We start from the raw sequence: 15,433 nt of genomic DNA, 5'->3' as shown, positions 1-15,433 counted from the left end.
TATTCTTTTTGTTCTTCTTGTTCCGTCTTGCCCGGCAACGGGCAGGACAAGGCAGTTCCAGAACTGCCCTGCCCCTGCTGCATCAGCGCTTGAAGGCCACGCAATCGACCTCGACCTTGCAGTCCACCACCATGCTGGAGACCACGCAGGCACGGGCCGGCGGGTTGGCACCGAAGTATTCCTTGAAGACCTTGTTGAAGGAGGGGAAGTCGCGTGCATCATCGAGCCACACGCCACAGCGCACCACGTGCTCGGGGCCGTAGCCGGCTTCCTTCAGGATGGCCAGCACGTTCTGGATGGCCTTGTGCGACTGCGCCACGATGCCGCCGTCGATCACCTCGCCGTTTTCCATGGGCACCTGGCCCGACACATACAGCCAGCCATCGGCGGCCACTGCGCGTGCGAACGGCAGATGCTGGCCACCGGTGCCGCTGCCACCTTCCACACCAAATCGTTGAATGCTCATTGCTGCTCCTTTACTGAACTTGGATTGAACTCGGATCCGAATCTGAAAAATGAATCTGAAAAATGAATCTGAAAAGCGATTTGCAACTTGAAGTTGATAATCGCCCGCTGACGTTTTCTGCAACTCAGGCTGACGTTTTCTGCACCGTGCGCGCCAGGAAGCGTCCGGCACGTGCACTGGTGGATTGCTTGTCCTGGCCGCGATAGGCCAGCTGCCCGTTGACCCACACCGCCTCGATGCCATGCGCCGGCTGCATGGGATCAGTAAAGCTGGCGGCATCACGAATGGTCTCGGGATCGAACAGCACCAGGTCGGCGTGATAACCCTCGCGCACGAAACCGCGCTGTTCCAGGCCGAAGCGCTGGGCCGACAAACCCGTCATCTTGTGCACGGCGGTGGCCAGCGAAAACAGTTTCTGCTCTCGGCTGTAATAGCCCAGCACGCGCGGGAAAGCGCCCCACAGGCGCGGATGCGGCAAGGGATCGTTGGGCAGGCCATCGGAACCGACCACCGTGGCCGGATGCGAGAGGATGCGATTGACGTCGTCATCCGACATGCAGTGATACACGGCCCCGGCAGGCATCAGGCGCGCGGCGGCGACATGCAGGTCCACACCCCAGTCGGCGGCGATCTGCTTCAACATCTTGCCGCCCTGCTCCGGATGCGGCTCCGACCAGGTGACCTGGATGTCGTAATCGGCGGTGACCTGTTTCAGGTCGAGCGTGGAAGAGCTGGCGGTGTAGGGATAGCAGTCACAGCCCACGTGCTGGTGGCGCGAGGCCGCTTCCAGCGCCTGCAGCACTTCACTGCTGCGGCCCCAGTTCTCCACGCCCGCGCACTTCAGGTGCGAGATCACCACCGGCACGCGTGCATGCTTGCCGATGCGGAAGGCTTCGTCCATCGCATTGATGATGTCGGCGAATTCGCTGCGCAGGTGTGTCGCATAGAGCCCGCCGAACTCGGCCAGCGGCTCGGCCAGGGCCAGCACTTCTTCCGTGGGGGCGTTGATGGCATTGCCGTAGGCCAGTCCCGTGGAAAGACCCAGCGCACCATGCTCCAGCGCCTCGCGCAATTGCGCGCGCATGCCGTCGATTTCCGCATCGCTGGCCGCACGGTCGAGACGGTCCATGTGGTTGTTGCGCAAGGCCGTGTGGCCGACCAGCGCAGCCACGTTGATGGCCGGCTGCGCGGCATTGACGGCCTCGACATAGCTGGCAAAGCTCGGATAGTGGAACGCCTCGGACTTGCCCAGCAGGTTCATCGGGTCCGGCGGATCACCCTTGAGCGTGACCGGTGCGGCACTGATACCGCAGTTGCCGACCACCACCGTGGTCACGCCCTGCGACAGCTTGGGGAACATCTCCGGCGTGCGGATGACGTTGGTATCGTCATGCGTGTGCGCATCGATGAAGCCGGGCGAGAGCACGCGCGCGGTGCCGTCGATTTCCTGCCCGGCCTGCCAGCCCGCAAGCTGGCCGACGGCGACGATGCGGCCGTTGCGCACCGCTACGTCGGCTTGTACCGGCTCGGTCCCGCTGCCATCGATGACAAGAGCGTGGCGGATCAGAATGTCGCAGTGCAGGGGGCTGCCCGACGATTGCTGCGTGGATGTCATGTCAGTCTCCCAGTGGCTGGTGCAAGTCGCCGCCGCCGCGATGGGCATCGAGCACGTACTTGAGGCGGCGCAGGCGTTCCTGGCTGCTTTCCTTGTGCAGCAAGGCCAGCTCCAGCACCAGCATGTCCAGCGTCGCCATCATGGCGTAGCGCGACGAGGACGGTTTGAAAATCAGGTCGGTTTCCAGCGTCTTGATGGGCAGCAGCACATCGGCCATCTTCGCAAGCGGCGATCCAAGGGCGGTGATGGCGATCAGCTTGACGCCGTATTCGCGCGCCACCTCGCAGCTGGCCAGCAGCTCGGGCACGCTGCCGGTGGTCGAGAAGACCAGCAGCACGTCGTCCTTGTCGAGGGTGGCCGCCACCATCTTCTGCAGCACCGCATCGTGATAGGTCGCCACCGGACGGCCCAGGCGCACCAGGCGATAGCGCGCCTCGTCGGACATCATGGTGGAGCCGCCGCCCATGCCGAAGCAGTAGATCATGCGCGCGCCCAGCAGCAGGTGCGCGGCTTGCATCAGCATGTCGGGGTTGAGCATGGCGCGGTTCAGTTCCAGCACCGCGTGGATGTCGCGGTAGACCACGTCGGCCAGTTCCGGCGGCTGTTCGGAAGGCACCGTCTTGGCACCATCGAAGAAGCGCTGCCCCACCGCCACCGCCTGGGCCAGCAGGAACTTGAATTCGCGCACGTCGCGGCAGCCCATGGCCTTGGCAAAGCGGGTCACGCTGGCCACCGAGACGCCGGCCTTCCCGGCCAGCTCGCCGATGCTGGCGCTGGCGGCGGCAGCGAGATCGCCCAGAATCGCTTCAGCCACCTTCTGTTCGGCCAGGCGCAAGGTACTGCTGCGCTCGGTGATGCGGGAAATGATGTCCAATGTCTGCGCCATGGGAAGGAAAATTCAGTCTGCGGGAATGGGCGGGCGATCAAACCAGCGACCCCGGAAGGGTGCCGCGGAAACAATTTATGTTATTTACTAACACGGCGTAAACATAGTAAATTCAAGGCTATTATTACGTCAATCCTAATTTCACGGGAATTAAAGCGATGAGTGATACAAACTACCAAGGCCAGTTTCAGGCCGGCATGATCGACCCGCTCAACAAGGGCCTGGGTGCGCTGGCGCAACCCCTCACCCCGCAGCAGGCGGGCAAGGTGCGCTGGAACCTGCTCAATGAAGACATCAGCCTGCCGGCTGCGGTGTTGTATGAAGAAAAGATCGCCCACAACCTCAAGTGGATGCAGGACTTCGTCGGCCAGTACCAGGTCAAGCTGGCCCCGCACGGCAAGACCACGATGGCCCCCAAGCTCTTTGCACGCCAGCTCGACACCGGCGCCTGGGGTATCACCCTGGCGACTGCCCACCAGACCCTGGCCGCCTATCACCACGGCGTGCGGCGCGTCATCATGGCCAACCAGTTGGTGGGCAAGCGCAACATGGCCATCATTGCCGAGCTGCTGGCCGATCCCTCGTTTGAATTCTTCTGCCTGGTCGATTCGGCTGCGCTGGCCGATCAGTTGGGCCGCTTCTTCGCCGAGCGCAAGCAGACCCTGAACGTCCTGCTGGAACTGGGCCCCGCAGGCGGCCGCACCGGCGTGCGTGACGACGCGCAGCAGCAGGCAGTGCTGGCTGCCATTGCGCGCTGGGACAGCCTGGCTCTGGCGGGTGTGGAGGTTTATGAAGGTGTGCTCAAGGAAGAGGCCGACATCCGCCGTTTCCTGCAGCGCGCGGTGGCCTGTCTGAAGGATCTTTCGGCGCAAGGCCAACTGGCACGCCGCCTGGCGCAGGGTCCGGCGATCCTGACCGGGGCCGGTTCGGCCTGGTACGACGTGGTCGCCGAGGAATTCGGCCAGGCCGACATCGGTGCCGCGCTGGACGTGGTGCTGCGTCCGGGCTGCTATCTCACCCATGACGTGGGCATCTATCGTGCCGCGCAATCGCAGATCCAGGTGCGCAATCCGGTGGCGCACAGCATGCGCAGCCAGCTGCAGCCGGCGCTGCAGCTGTGGGCCTACGTGCAATCCATCCCCGAGGCCGACAAGGCCATCATCGCCCTGGGCAAGCGCGATGCGGCTTTCGATGCCGGCCTGCCGACCCCGGTCACGCGCTTCCGCCCGGGCCAGGATACCCAGCCGCAAGCCACCCCGGCGCACTGGGAAGTGACCGGCATGATGGACCAGCACGCCTACCTGAAAATTGCCGAGGGCGATGATATCCAGGTCGGCGACATGATCGCCTTCGACATCTCCCACCCCTGCCTGACCTTCGACAAGTGGCGTCACCTGGTCGTCGTGGACCAGCGTTTCGATGTGACCGACATCGTGCAGACCTTCTTCTGATCGATGCCCGGGAAAGAAGAGCGAAAGAACAGCACATGAACAAACCCATCCTCGCCTACGGCGAAGCCATGGTCGAATTCAACCAGCGCATCGACACGCCGCGCCAGTACCTGCAAGGTTTTGGCGGCGACACCTCCAACTTCGCCATCGCGGCAGCCCGCCAGGGTGCCGCGTCGGGCTATGTCAGCGCCGTGGGGGACGACCACTTCGGCCAGGACCTGCTGGCGCTGTGGCAGCGCGAGCAGGTCTACGTACAGCACGTGGCGGTGCAAGCCAATGGCAGCACCGGCCTGTACTTCGTCACGCACGACGATCAGGGACATCACTTCCACTATCGCCGCGCCGGCTCGGCAGCCAGCCGCTACACCGTGGGCGACTTGCCTTTGCAAGCCATCGCCGCAGCGGGTGCCCTGCACCTGTCAGGCATCAGCCTGGCCATCAGCGAGAGTGCCTGCGACGCCGGCCTGGCTGCGATGGCGCATGCGCGCGCCGCTGGCGTAACCACCTCGCTCGATACCAACCTGCGGCTGCGTTTATGGCCGCTGGAACGCGCACAGGCGAAAATGGCCGAGGCCTTCCGCCTGTGCGATGTCTGCCTGCCGAGCTGGGAAGATGTATCGATGCTGACCGGACTCAATGACCGGGACGCCATCGTCGATCACCTGCTGGATTACGGTGTGAAGCTGGTGGCCTTCAAGCTGGGCCATGAAGGCTGCTATGTAGCTACCCGCCAGGAGCGCCGCATGGTCTCGCCCTATCCGGTGCAGGCGCTGGATGCGACGGGTGCGGGGGACTGTTTTGGCGGGGCCTTCATGGCCGAGCTGATGGCCGGGCGCGATCCCTTCCAGGCAGCGCGCTATGCCAACGTCGCGGCCGCCCTCTCCACCACCGGCTACGGCGCGGTCGACCCCATCCCTCGGCGGGAGCAGGTGGAAGCGGCGCTCAAGGCCGCAGCCTGACCGATGCCGTCCCTCGTGGCGCGTCGCTTCACTGCCGGCGCGCCACGAACAGCATGCCGGCCACTGGCTGGCGCACTTCCTCGCGCAATACTTCATCACGCTGGTGCAGCGGCTCCATACCCTGCGCCTGCAGCAGCGCTCGCACGTAATCGCGGCCATGGCGGTAGCGTCCGCTGGCATGCAGCCGATGGCCTTGCTCCACCCCGTCCTGGGGCGTGAGCACCTCCACCGTGAAGACGAAGTACCCGCCCGGTTTCAAGACAGCAGCAACCGCCTTGAACACATTCTCCAGATCCCCGAAATAGATCATCGTATCCGCCGCCGTGACCAGGTCGCAGCTTTGCGGATGACGCAGGAGGTAGTCGGTGATCTCGGCCTTTTCCAGTTGATCGTAGTGGCCGGTGGCCGCGGCCTTTTCCAGCATCTTGCCGGCCAGGTCCACGCCGGTCAGATGCTGCGAATAAGGCCGCAAATAGGTCCCGCACAGCCCGGTCCCGCAACCGATGTCGATGGTGACAAACTGGCGCGCCGCCTGCGTGACCAGGGCCACGCCCTGCCCGATCAGGCTGGGGCCGCGATAGCCGAGGCTGTGCAGCAAATTGGTTTCAAACGTCTCGGCGTAGCGGTCGAAGTGCGATTCGAGGTAACGATCCGAGGCGCGCGTGGGCACATCCAACTGCGAGCAGGCGGCCAGCATGTGGGCCGCAATCGGATTGTCGGGTTCGCTGGCCAGCCAGGCGCGATAGGCTTCTGCGGCTTCGTCCAGGCGGCCGAGGAAGTAGAAGGAAATCCCGACCATCTCCCAGGACTTGCCTTCCATTGGCGGCAACACGTAGGCGCGGCACTGGTAGTGCGAAGCCTGCATCTTGTCGCCGGCGGCCTCGAAGAGATTGCCCAGGTGCAGCAGCGCCGGCAGGAATTCGGGGGCGATCTCCACCGCACGCTGGAAGGCGGCAATGGCCTCCTCATTGCGGCCCTGCTGCATGTGCGTGGCCCCCAGGTTGTTCCAGATCGTGTGATCTGCGGGCGCGGCTTCCAGCGCCGCTCGATACGCCTGCGCAGCACCGTCCAGCTCGCCCAGCGCAAACAGGACATTGCCCAGGTCGTTGTGCCAGGCGGCATTCTCGGGTTCCAGCGCACTGGAGAGCTCCAGCTTGTCCAGCGCCTCGGCATGGCGTCCGGCCTGGTGCAGCCAGATGCCGTAGAAGTGCAAGGCGACCGGCTCGATGGGATCGTCTTCCAGCACGGCTTCGTAGACGGCGCGGGCTTCTTCCCGGCGGCCCGCCATGTGGGCATCGATGGCCGCGTTCAGGCGGACTGCGTGCGGTGGCTGGATCTGCGTAGTCTGCTGCTCAGGCATGAACGGCTCCCCTCGTAAAGCGCATGGAGGCACCGGAAGAAAAGTCCGGCGCTCTTTACATTGTCTTTACAAGTCTGCAGCAGACTGCCCTTTCGGGCAATGCCTGATTCTCCTGAAAGCTTGCCAAGCTCTACAGGAAAGCCAGGCTGTGCCCGATGCTGCCCAGGCGGCGCAGGGCCTGGTCGAGTTCGCGGGTGAAGGGATGGCCGCAGCAGATGCGCAGGAAGTGACCGTAGCGGTTGGAATTGGAGAAGATGGCCCCCGGCGATACCCCCACGCCCTCCAGCAGCGCCCGCTCGAACAACTGCTGCGAGCAGACCTGCGCCGGCAGCTCCACCCACAGCCCGACGCCGCCATTGGGCACATTCAGGCGCGTACCCTCCGGGAAATAGGCTGCGATCGACTCCGCCATGCGTTCGCGCTGTTCCTTGAGCAATTGGCGCAGGCGGCGCAGATGGCGGTCATAGCCGGGGCTGGCGATGAAGTCGGCGGCGGTGACCTGGGTCCATTCCTCATTGGCGCGGGTGTGGGTGAACTTGAGCATCTTGACCCGCTCATGCCAGCGCCCGCCATTCATCCAGCCCAGCCGCATGCCGGGCGCCAGCACCTTGTTGAGCGATGCGCAATAGATCACATTGCCGCTGCGGTCGCGGCTCTTGAGGCTGGAGGGCGGCACGTTGCCGTCGGCCAGCTCGGTATAGGCGTCGTCTTCGATCAGGGGCAGGCGCAATTCTTCACACAGGCGTACCAGCTTGTCCTTGTGCTCGTCGGGCATGATGCAGCCCAGCGGATTCTGCAGATTGGGCACCACCACCACGCCCTTGATGTTGCCGTAGGTGCGCACGGCCAGTTCCAGCGCTTCTACCGAGATGCCGGTGTGCGGGCTGGTCGGAATTTCCAGCGCCTTCATGCCGAGGTTTTCCAGTGCCTGCAGCAGGCCGAAGTAGGTCGGCGACTCCACCGCGATCGTGTCGCCCGGCCCCGCCACCGCGCGCAGGGCCAGGTTGAGCGCCTCGATGCAGCCGTGGGTGACGACCACCTCTTCATGATCGATGCGCATGCCGTGATGCAATGCGCGCCGCGCCACCGCCTGGCGGAAGGTGGCATTGCCGTTGTGCGGCATGGCGCTGGTGAGCAGTTCGGGGCGCTCGCGCAGGGCCCGCATGGCGGCCTGCTTCAGGGTTTCCACCGCATAGAGCTCGGGCGCACAGGTCATGCCGGACAGGTCGATGCGCGGTGCCCCGCTCTGGCGCAGGGCGATGTACTTGGAGACCTTTTCGTGGATGCCCGCATATTGCTCGGGATCGATGGCCATCAGGCTCTTGGGCTCCTGCACCGGCCGGATCGCCGAACGGCGCGGCTGGCGCACGAAGTAGCCGGAACGCGGACGCGCTTCCAGCCAACCGCCCTCTTCCATATGGCGCAGCGTCTGCAAAGCCGTCGACAAACTCACCTGGTGCTGGCGCATCAGGTCGCGCACCGAGGGCATGCGGTCGCCGGCCACCAGGGTGCCGGACTGGATGGCTCCTTGATAATGCTCGGCCAGACGACGGTACAGGGGCTGGCGTCCGTTGTCGGGGGTGGCGGCAAGGGCGGCCGGTGCAGTGGCCGGCGGCGGTGCCGCGGGCGTCGTGTCGGGGAGGTGCAGGCGGGTATCCATAACAGTCATCATCTTCGTGAGGACGAAACCAGAACAGATACAGAGTAGGCGAAAAGCAGGGGTAACAGAGCAAAAAGCTGCAGCCTGTTACGCAGCAGAGTGAATTTTCCTGTGCCTGTTGTCGCCGCGCCGCCCTCCCTAGACTGCAGGCTGGACCATTCAACAAGGAGAACACCATGCCCGCCCCGCTTCCCGCCCGCACCACCACCCAGGTCCTGCCACTGGCCGCCGGCCGGCATCTGCAACTCTGGCTGCCGGCCGGCAGCCAGCTGCTGTGCCAGGCGCCGCAAGTGCGCGTGACCGAATCGGCGCAATGGCAGGCGGACCGTCTGGTGAGCCGCCAGACCCGGCTGAGCGACGGAGAAGGGATGGTGCTGGCGCACGAGGGCTGGATCGGTGTGCTGGCCACGCACGAGGGTGAACTGCTGTGCCTGCGTCCGGTAGCGCAGGCATGGTATGCGCCTTTGGTGGCCTGGCTGCGCACGCTGCGGAGCGGGCGGAGCGCGCCGGAATGGGATCCTGGCCGTTGAGCAATCAGGCCAGGGGCCATCGGATGGATTGATGAAAATTAACTTTTAGTTAACAAGTTCGCATCATTCGCGCTTTTCGAGCAATAAAATTGCGCAAAACGGGGTGAACGGGCGATGGAAGAGCTGCAGGAGTTTCCGTAAAACTATTACACTTCATCATCAGCAAAAGATGAAGTGTCATGCAGAACGAATCCTCCCTCGCCCGCTCCGTTCCGGCTTCCATCCCGGCCCTTTCCGAACAAGAGACCTTCGACCTGACGCCCGTTTCCTTATGGAAAGAGGACTACAGCGGCCTGAAGCGCCTGTTCGACCAGTGGCGCGCCGACGGCGTGACCGACCTGCGCAGCTATCTGACCGTGGACCCCAGCCGCGCCCAGGCCTGTGCCATGCAGATCCGCGTGGTCGACGTCAACCGGCGCACCCTGGAATGGTATGAAGCGCGCGACCTGGCGCACCTGGTGGCCAACCTGGACAAGATCTTCCGGGATGACATGCTCGACACCTTCATCGATGAGATGGTGCAGCTGTGGAATGGCGGCACGACCTTCTCCAGCTATACCGTCAACTACACCCTGGGCGGCAAGCGGCTGGACATCCAGCTCTCCGGGCGCATCATGCCCGGCAGCGAAGAGAGCTGGGATTACGTGCTGCTGGCCATCGAGAACGTCACCGAGCGCGAGACGGCCCGCAAGAAGCTCTCCCGCAGCGAAAACTACGCGCGCGGCCTGTTCGAATATTCACCCATTTCCTTGTGGGTGGAAGATTTCAGCGCGGTCAAGCGCCTCTTCGACGACCTGCACCGCATCGGCATCACCGATTTCCGCACCTTCACGGATGTGCATCCGGAATTCGTGGAGCGCTGCATGCAGGAAATCCGCGTCATCGATGTGAACCTGCAGACACTGTCCATGTTCGGTGCCCCGGACAAGGCCACCCTGCTCTCGCGTTTGTCCGACGTGTTCCGCGACGACATGCGTCCGCATTTCAACGAACAGTTGATCGAGCTGTGGAACGGCAACCTGCTGCACCACCGTGAGGTAGTGAACTACTCGCTGACCGGTGAAACCCTTCACGTCCATCTGCAGTTTTCTGTCTTCCCCGGACACGAAAACAACTGGGACCTGGTGCTGGTGGCGCTCACCGACATCACCGCCCGCAAAAAGGCCGAAGCCTATCTGGAATTCCTCGGCAAGCACGATGAACTGACGAAGCTGCACAACCGCGCCTACATGGTCGACGAACTCAACCGCCTGGAGCGCAAGGGTCCCTTCCCGGTCAGCGTGATCGTGGCTGACCTCAATGGCCTGAAGGAAGTCAACGACGAGCTGGGCCACGCCACCGGCGACGCCCTGCTGCGCCGCGTGGGGGAAGTGCTGGGCAAGGCGGTGGAACGCCCTTGCAGCGTGGCGCGGACCGGCGGTGACGAATTCGCCATCCTGCTGCCGGCCACCGACGAGCGTGGCTGCCAGTTGCTGATGGACCAGATCCAGAAACTGGTCGAAGTGAACAATCAGTACTATTCGGGCGTCTCGTTGAGCCTGTCGATGGGCGCGGCTACCGGCGTTCCGGGCGAGCGCCTGGAGCAGGTGGTGCAGCGGGCCGACAGCCTGATGTATGAAGCAAAACGCCATTATTACGCCAGCACGCCGGGCCTCGAACGCCGTCATCCGGACGACTGAAAACGTGTCCGCGCCCTATCCCTGCCCGCGTGAAGAACTGGCCCTGGCGGCGGGCGCGGAAACGCTGGCGGCCGATATTCTGCGCAGCGCGCCCGGCCAGCCCGTCCATACACTGGTGCTGCACGGGGCCGGGCAAGGGGATCGGCAGCGCCAATGGCCACTGCGGCAGGCCCTTGCCGCACGAGGCTGCGGCAGTGCCGCCATCGATTTTTCCGGCCATGGGCAAAGCAGTGCCCTGCTGCCCAATTCCCTGTCCAAACGCCTGGTCGAAGCGCAAGCCGCGCTGGACCGCCTCACCGTCTCGCCGCGCACCGTCGTGGGCGTGAGCATGAGCGGCGAAATCGCCCTGCGCCTGGCCTGCCGGGCGGAAAACCAGATCGCCCATGTCGTCACGCTGGTCGGTGCGCTCTATGACGGTGCCGCCTTCATGTTGCCTTTCGGGCCGGCCTTCAGCGCGGCCTTGCGGCGCCCGCACAGCTGGCGGGATGCCGAAGTGCTGCAGATGATCCGTGCTTATCGCGGACGGCTCACCCTGATCCGCGCCAGCGAGGATGCCGTCATCCCGGCCGAGATCGCCGAGCTGATCCGCCAGCACGCCAGCTCGGCCAGCGACTGCCGCATCGTCGACCTGCCGGGCGTGGATCATCGCGTCAGCGAACGCAGCGCGCAGGATGCCGCGCTATGCGCACAGCTGGCCGCGCTCATCACCGACTGAACTGCCAGGAATAAAGGGACGCCGCCTCAGGCCATGGTCGAGATCAGGCCGCCGACCACGTTCTGGTTGACGATGTCCTCGACGATGGAACCGGTCAGATCAGGCTGGGATTTGAGCAGCAGGGAGAGCTGCGAACTGAGCTCCTCGCCGGCGAACACGCCTGAGCCATCATAGATGCCCGAAGTCGTCCCCGGCGTGACGATGCTGCCCAGCACCCCCTGGTAATAGCTCTGGGTGGCCTGGTTCTGGGTGAGATCGGTGGAGGTGCCGGCCGACGAACCGGCATTGACGATGGAATCAAACAGCCCCGCCGCATTGTAGGTGAGGCCGGAATTGGCGGAGAACCCGCCGCCCAGAGTCACGATCACCGAGGCCTCCGACGACAGCTCGACCGCCTGCGCTACGGCCGCAGGATTGCTGGCTGCAGTCACCGGATTGGAAGTGCCGCTGCTGCCCAGGCCGTAGGGATCCAGGCTGCCGAGCGTGGTCAAGGTGGAGGTGGAGGATGTGATCGCCATGTTCATACCATCAACGCGCGATATGCAGCAACGCGCTTATCATGGGATTCTAGGAAACTCTGCCCCGCTCGGCAAGGCAGACGTGACGGCGCTGACCGGCCGATGCCCGGCGCAATGCAAAACACCCGGCCGGGGCCGGGTGTTTCTTGTCCTGCGGGAAGATGCTCCGTCAAGCTTAACGGGCATCAGTGCGGCAGATCGCCATGCTCATCCTTGGTCTGCACGATACTGACCGGCTTGCCCTTGATGCGGCGCCAGATGTAGACGCCATAGCCGGACAGGCCATACAGCACGAACAGCCCGAACAGCACCTTGGACGGATCGCTGGAAATGAGCACCAGCGCCACCACCACCAGCAGTGCCGCAATGAAGGGCACCGGCTTGCGGAAGTTGACATCCTTGAAGCTGTAGAACGGCACGTTGGTGACCATGGTGATGCCGGCGTAGAGGGTGATGACCCAGCCATACCAGCTCAGGTCGGTGCCGGCAAAACGCAGGTCATCCATCAGCCAGACGAAGCCGGCCACCAAGGCCGCGGCCGCGGGGCTGGGCAAGCCCTGGAAGTAGCGCTTGTCGACCACGGCGATGTTGGTATTGAAGCGGGCCAGGCGCAATGCACCGCCCGCGCAATACACGAAGGCTGCCAGCCAGCCCAGCTTGCCCATGCCGCGCAGCGACCATTCATAGACCACCAGGGCCGGGGCGGCACCGAAGGAGACCATGTCGGAGAGGCTGTCGTACTGGGCGCCGAATTCGCTTTGCGTATTGGTCATGCGGGCCACGCGGCCATCCAGACTGTCGAGCACCATGGCCACGAAGATGGCGATGGAGGCGTAGTCGAACTTCAGGTTCATGGCCATCACGATGGCGTAGAAACCGCAGAACAGCGCGGCCGTGGTGAAGGCGTTGGGCAACAGGTAGATGCCGCGCGAGCGCCGCCGTGCCACTACCTGCCCGGCCTCGTCCAGTTGCGCGGCCTTGGGGCGGCGCAGCGATTTCGGGAAGGGAATGCCGGCTTTGGCCTTGCGTCGTCGTAATGTGGGCATCGATGTCTATCAGTGAGGAGGACGGAAATCGCAGCACGCAGTCTGCGCCGGGGCCTCATCCGTGACGCCGCTGCAAGCACAGGCTGGCGCGCGGCACGGTGAGGCCTTCAGGGTGTGATCAGAGTTCGGCCAGAATGGTTTCGGTGGCCGAGACCTTTTCACCGACGGTGACCTTGGGAGTGGCCGTCAGCGGCAGGTAGACGTCCACACGCGAACCGAAGCGGATGAAACCGTAGCGCTGGCCACGGGCCAGGGTATCACCGGCCTTCACATAGCAAAGGATGCGGCGCGCGATCAGGCCGGCCACCTGCACGCAGGTCACGCTGTGACCACTGGTAGTGGTGATGGCCAGGGCATTGCGCTCGTTTTCAAGCGAGGCCTTGTCGAGGTCGGCATTGACGAACTTGCCGGGGAAGTACTGCACCTTCTCGATCTTGCCATCCACCGGGGCACGGTTGGAGTGGACGTTGAAGACGTTCATGAAAACGCTGATCTTCAGGGCTTCGCGGTCGGTGTAGGGGTCATGGGCGCGAGCCACGACGACGATGCGGCCATCGGCCGGGGACAGCACGGCATTGGCGGCTTGCGGGATCACGCGCGGCGGATCGCGGAAGAACTGCAGGACGAACAGCGCGATGATCCACAGCGGGAAGGACCAGGCGCCGCAGAAATAAGTTGCCAGCGCTGCCACGACCACGGCGATGGTCAGGAAGGGCCAGCCTTCGCGGGCGATGATGGGATGGGGATAGTGGTTATTGTTCAATGTTGCTCCAATGATCGCGCGGTACTCGCGGAAAGTTCAAAAGTAAAAGCGTGCCTATTCTAGTCCAGCGCCCGTTAAATGCAATGAAATGCGCCGCCATCCGGCCGGTGGCGGTGCATCTCGGGGCATCCAGGACAATTTTTCGAGAACCGGGCCCGGGCATTGCCCGGCACGGGCTCAGCGCGGCTGCGGGCGGGAGAAGCTCAGCTTCAGTTCATTGCGCGCCAGCCCGCGCGGACCGGTCAGTTGCATCTGTCCGATCAGGATCGTCACTTCGGCATCGGCATAGTCCAGGCCGGTGACTTCGGTGATCTGGCGCAGGTCGCCCTGGCGGCGTTCCTGCGGCTCGTCGGCGATGATGCCTGGCGGCTCCTTGGCCAGCGGTGCACAAGCTTTCACATCGTTGACCAGGCGCTGGTAGGCACGGCCCATGTCCGCTGGCGTCGAATAGCGCCAGATGCAGGTATAGACCGAGGAATTGTCGGCAATGGCGCAGCTCTCGGCACCATCCAGCATGAAGTTGGAGAGATAGACAGGGCCGCGCTTGTCGCCCTTCATGACGGCATCGGGGCCGTCTTTCTTCCAGCCGTCGAAGTGCGATTGCGACTGCTGGTGGATGGCACGCAGGTCGGCACAGATGTCGGCATGCGCGGTGCTGGCCACCAGTGCGGTGAAGAGTGGCAGCAGCAGCTTGGTGATGGTCCGCATGATGAGATGATCTTCTTGAAACGGAAAGGGAGGCCGATTATAGCCTCCCTTCCCCGCCGACCCGAGCGGGTTGACGATTCTTGATATGAACTGTCCGGCGCGAACAGTCCGGCGTGTTCGCTTACTTGAAGCGCACCTTGCCCACCAGGCGCATGCTCACGGTGGATTCACCAGGCTCGAAGCTGGGCTCGGCCACCGTCGTGCTTTCCTGGACCATGTCGGCACGCATGGCCTTGGCCATCATCGGGGCGGGAGCGGGCGCGGCGTAGTTGCCCGAGCCTTCGAAGTCCACGGTTTCAATCACGGCATCCGACGGGGCGCGATGCATGGCATTGGCGATGAAGCCGATGCGCTCTTCCAGGTTGCGGTAGGTGGCGTTGACCAGCGTGGCATCCAGCTTCTTGGCGGCCGCCGGGCTCAGGCCGAATTGCAGGCCGTTCAGGCTCATCAGGGCCTGGGCCGAAGAGACGGTCTTGGGCAGCGCGGCCAGGTTCTCGGTGGTCATCTCCAGATACTGGCCGACGCGCCATCCCACGACTTGCCGTGCCTTGGCTGGCTGGCGGGGCTGTTGCGACGCGACTTGCGGCGGTTCGGCATAGACCGCATAGGTGTAATAGCCGTAGCTCTTCAACGCCGCTTGCGGGTCCTGGCGCTTGAGCAGGTCAATGCCCTGCTTCATCTTCTGGTTCACGCGGGAGGCGGCAGCGGCCTTGTCCTTGTCCTGCTCTTCCACTTGCAGGGTGACGCGAGCCTGGTCGTTCGGTACGCTGATCTCGCCGTTGGCTGGCACCACGACCATGGTGCCGGTGGTCGGGACCGGGGCCGGCGCGCTCATGGCGGTCTGCGCCTGGGTGGCAATACAGGCGGTGGCCAGGACTGCGCCCAGCATCAGTTTGCGGGAAGGTGTCATAAGGGATCCTCTTTATTCTTGGTCGGTGACGGGGTGATGATAGCTTCATAGCGAAAGCATCAACCCTGCACTTCGACGACGGCCGTCAAGGATTGGTTCTTGGCCAAGTGCAACAAGGCGTAACACAATGACAATTCCACCACCCTTCCCTGGCTCACGGACCAAAA

At 63.9% G+C, this 15,433-nt stretch carries 15 protein-coding genes; 5 read left to right on the top strand and 10 right to left on the bottom strand.

All coding sequences use genetic code 11. The features are described 5' to 3' along the window. Positions 1-82: 82 nt before the first annotated feature. The 3 genes from JOD78_RS16815 to JOD78_RS16805 form a co-directional block, all read right to left on the bottom strand. Complete coding sequence (locus JOD78_RS16815) at positions 83-466, bottom strand: RidA family protein (protein ID WP_017450656.1); 384 nt, start codon at positions 464-466, stop codon at positions 83-85. A gap of 124 nt (positions 467-590) precedes the next feature. Beyond that, on the bottom strand, positions 591-2,081 hold the full coding sequence (locus JOD78_RS16810) for an amidohydrolase family protein (RefSeq protein WP_209568395.1): 1,491 nt from the start codon (positions 2,079-2,081) through the stop codon (positions 591-593). A gap of 1 nt (position 2,082) precedes the next feature. Next, entirely contained in the window at positions 2,083-2,967 is an 885-nt protein-coding gene (locus JOD78_RS16805) for a MurR/RpiR family transcriptional regulator (RefSeq protein ID WP_039786740.1), read from the bottom strand. Between the two features lie 158 nt (positions 2,968-3,125). Here JOD78_RS16805 and JOD78_RS16800 point away from each other — a divergent pair, with 158 nt between their 5' ends. Together JOD78_RS16800 and JOD78_RS16795 are read left to right on the top strand one after the other, a co-directional pair. Then, positions 3,126-4,418 carry an amino acid deaminase gene (locus JOD78_RS16800; RefSeq protein ID WP_209568396.1) on the top strand — a complete coding sequence of 431 codons (1,293 nt, stop codon included), beginning with the start codon at positions 3,126-3,128 and terminating at the stop codon, positions 4,416-4,418. A 35-nt stretch (positions 4,419-4,453) separates the two neighbouring features. After that, positions 4,454-5,377, top strand: coding sequence for a sugar kinase (locus JOD78_RS16795; protein ID WP_209568397.1), 924 nt, complete (start codon positions 4,454-4,456; stop codon positions 5,375-5,377). Positions 5,378-5,405: 28 nt separating this feature from the next. Here the strand turns inward: JOD78_RS16795 and JOD78_RS16790 are convergent, their stop codons facing one another. Next, on the bottom strand, positions 5,406-6,737 hold the full coding sequence (locus JOD78_RS16790) for a tetratricopeptide repeat protein (protein ID WP_209568398.1): 1,332 nt from the start codon (positions 6,735-6,737) through the stop codon (positions 5,406-5,408). A 130-nt stretch (positions 6,738-6,867) separates the two neighbouring features. Beyond that, the gene (locus tag JOD78_RS16785) at positions 6,868-8,397 is read right to left on the bottom strand and encodes a PLP-dependent aminotransferase family protein (RefSeq protein ID WP_209568399.1); all 1,530 of its coding nucleotides are present in this window, start codon (positions 8,395-8,397) and stop codon (positions 6,868-6,870) included. A gap of 176 nt (positions 8,398-8,573) precedes the next feature. Between JOD78_RS16785 and JOD78_RS16780 the strand changes: the two genes are divergently transcribed. The 3 genes from JOD78_RS16780 to JOD78_RS16770 all read left to right on the top strand — a co-directional run bounded on the left by JOD78_RS16780 (position 8,574) and on the right by JOD78_RS16770 (position 11,321). Then, entirely contained in the window at positions 8,574-8,927 is a 354-nt protein-coding gene (locus JOD78_RS16780) for a hypothetical protein (RefSeq protein ID WP_209568401.1), read from the top strand. A gap of 179 nt (positions 8,928-9,106) precedes the next feature. Next, entirely contained in the window at positions 9,107-10,606 is a 1,500-nt protein-coding gene (locus JOD78_RS16775; RefSeq protein WP_121039142.1) for a sensor domain-containing diguanylate cyclase, read from the top strand. A 4-nt stretch (positions 10,607-10,610) separates the two neighbouring features. Beyond that, entirely contained in the window at positions 10,611-11,321 is a 711-nt protein-coding gene (locus JOD78_RS16770) for an alpha/beta fold hydrolase (RefSeq protein ID WP_348534268.1), read from the top strand. Between the two features lie 26 nt (positions 11,322-11,347). Here JOD78_RS16770 and JOD78_RS16765 read toward each other — a convergent pair whose 3' ends face one another. From JOD78_RS16765 to JOD78_RS16745, 5 genes are all read right to left on the bottom strand, one after another. Continuing rightward, positions 11,348-11,839 (bottom strand): hypothetical protein, encoded by a 492-nt coding sequence (locus JOD78_RS16765; protein WP_245202161.1) that lies wholly within the window; start codon positions 11,837-11,839, stop codon positions 11,348-11,350. 185 nt (positions 11,840-12,024) lie between these two features. Then, the gene (pssA, locus tag JOD78_RS16760) at positions 12,025-12,885 is read right to left on the bottom strand and encodes a CDP-diacylglycerol--serine O-phosphatidyltransferase (RefSeq protein WP_121039133.1); all 861 of its coding nucleotides are present in this window, start codon (positions 12,883-12,885) and stop codon (positions 12,025-12,027) included. Between the two features lie 118 nt (positions 12,886-13,003). Then, positions 13,004-13,648, bottom strand: coding sequence for a phosphatidylserine decarboxylase (locus tag JOD78_RS16755; protein WP_013233751.1), 645 nt, complete (start codon positions 13,646-13,648; stop codon positions 13,004-13,006). A 177-nt stretch (positions 13,649-13,825) separates the two neighbouring features. Next, complete coding sequence (locus JOD78_RS16750; protein ID WP_121039130.1) at positions 13,826-14,356, bottom strand: vesicle formation protein; 531 nt, start codon at positions 14,354-14,356, stop codon at positions 13,826-13,828. Between the two features lie 121 nt (positions 14,357-14,477). Then, positions 14,478-15,266 (bottom strand): SIMPL domain-containing protein, encoded by a 789-nt coding sequence (locus tag JOD78_RS16745; protein ID WP_209568408.1) that lies wholly within the window; start codon positions 15,264-15,266, stop codon positions 14,478-14,480. Between the last annotated feature and the right edge of the window lie 167 nt (positions 15,267-15,433).

The organism is Herbaspirillum sp. 1130, from assembly GCF_017833835.1.
GTDB classification, from domain to species: domain Bacteria; phylum Pseudomonadota; class Gammaproteobacteria; order Burkholderiales; family Burkholderiaceae_D; genus Herbaspirillum; species Herbaspirillum huttiense.
This window is presented reverse-complemented; position numbering and strand designations above follow the sequence as displayed.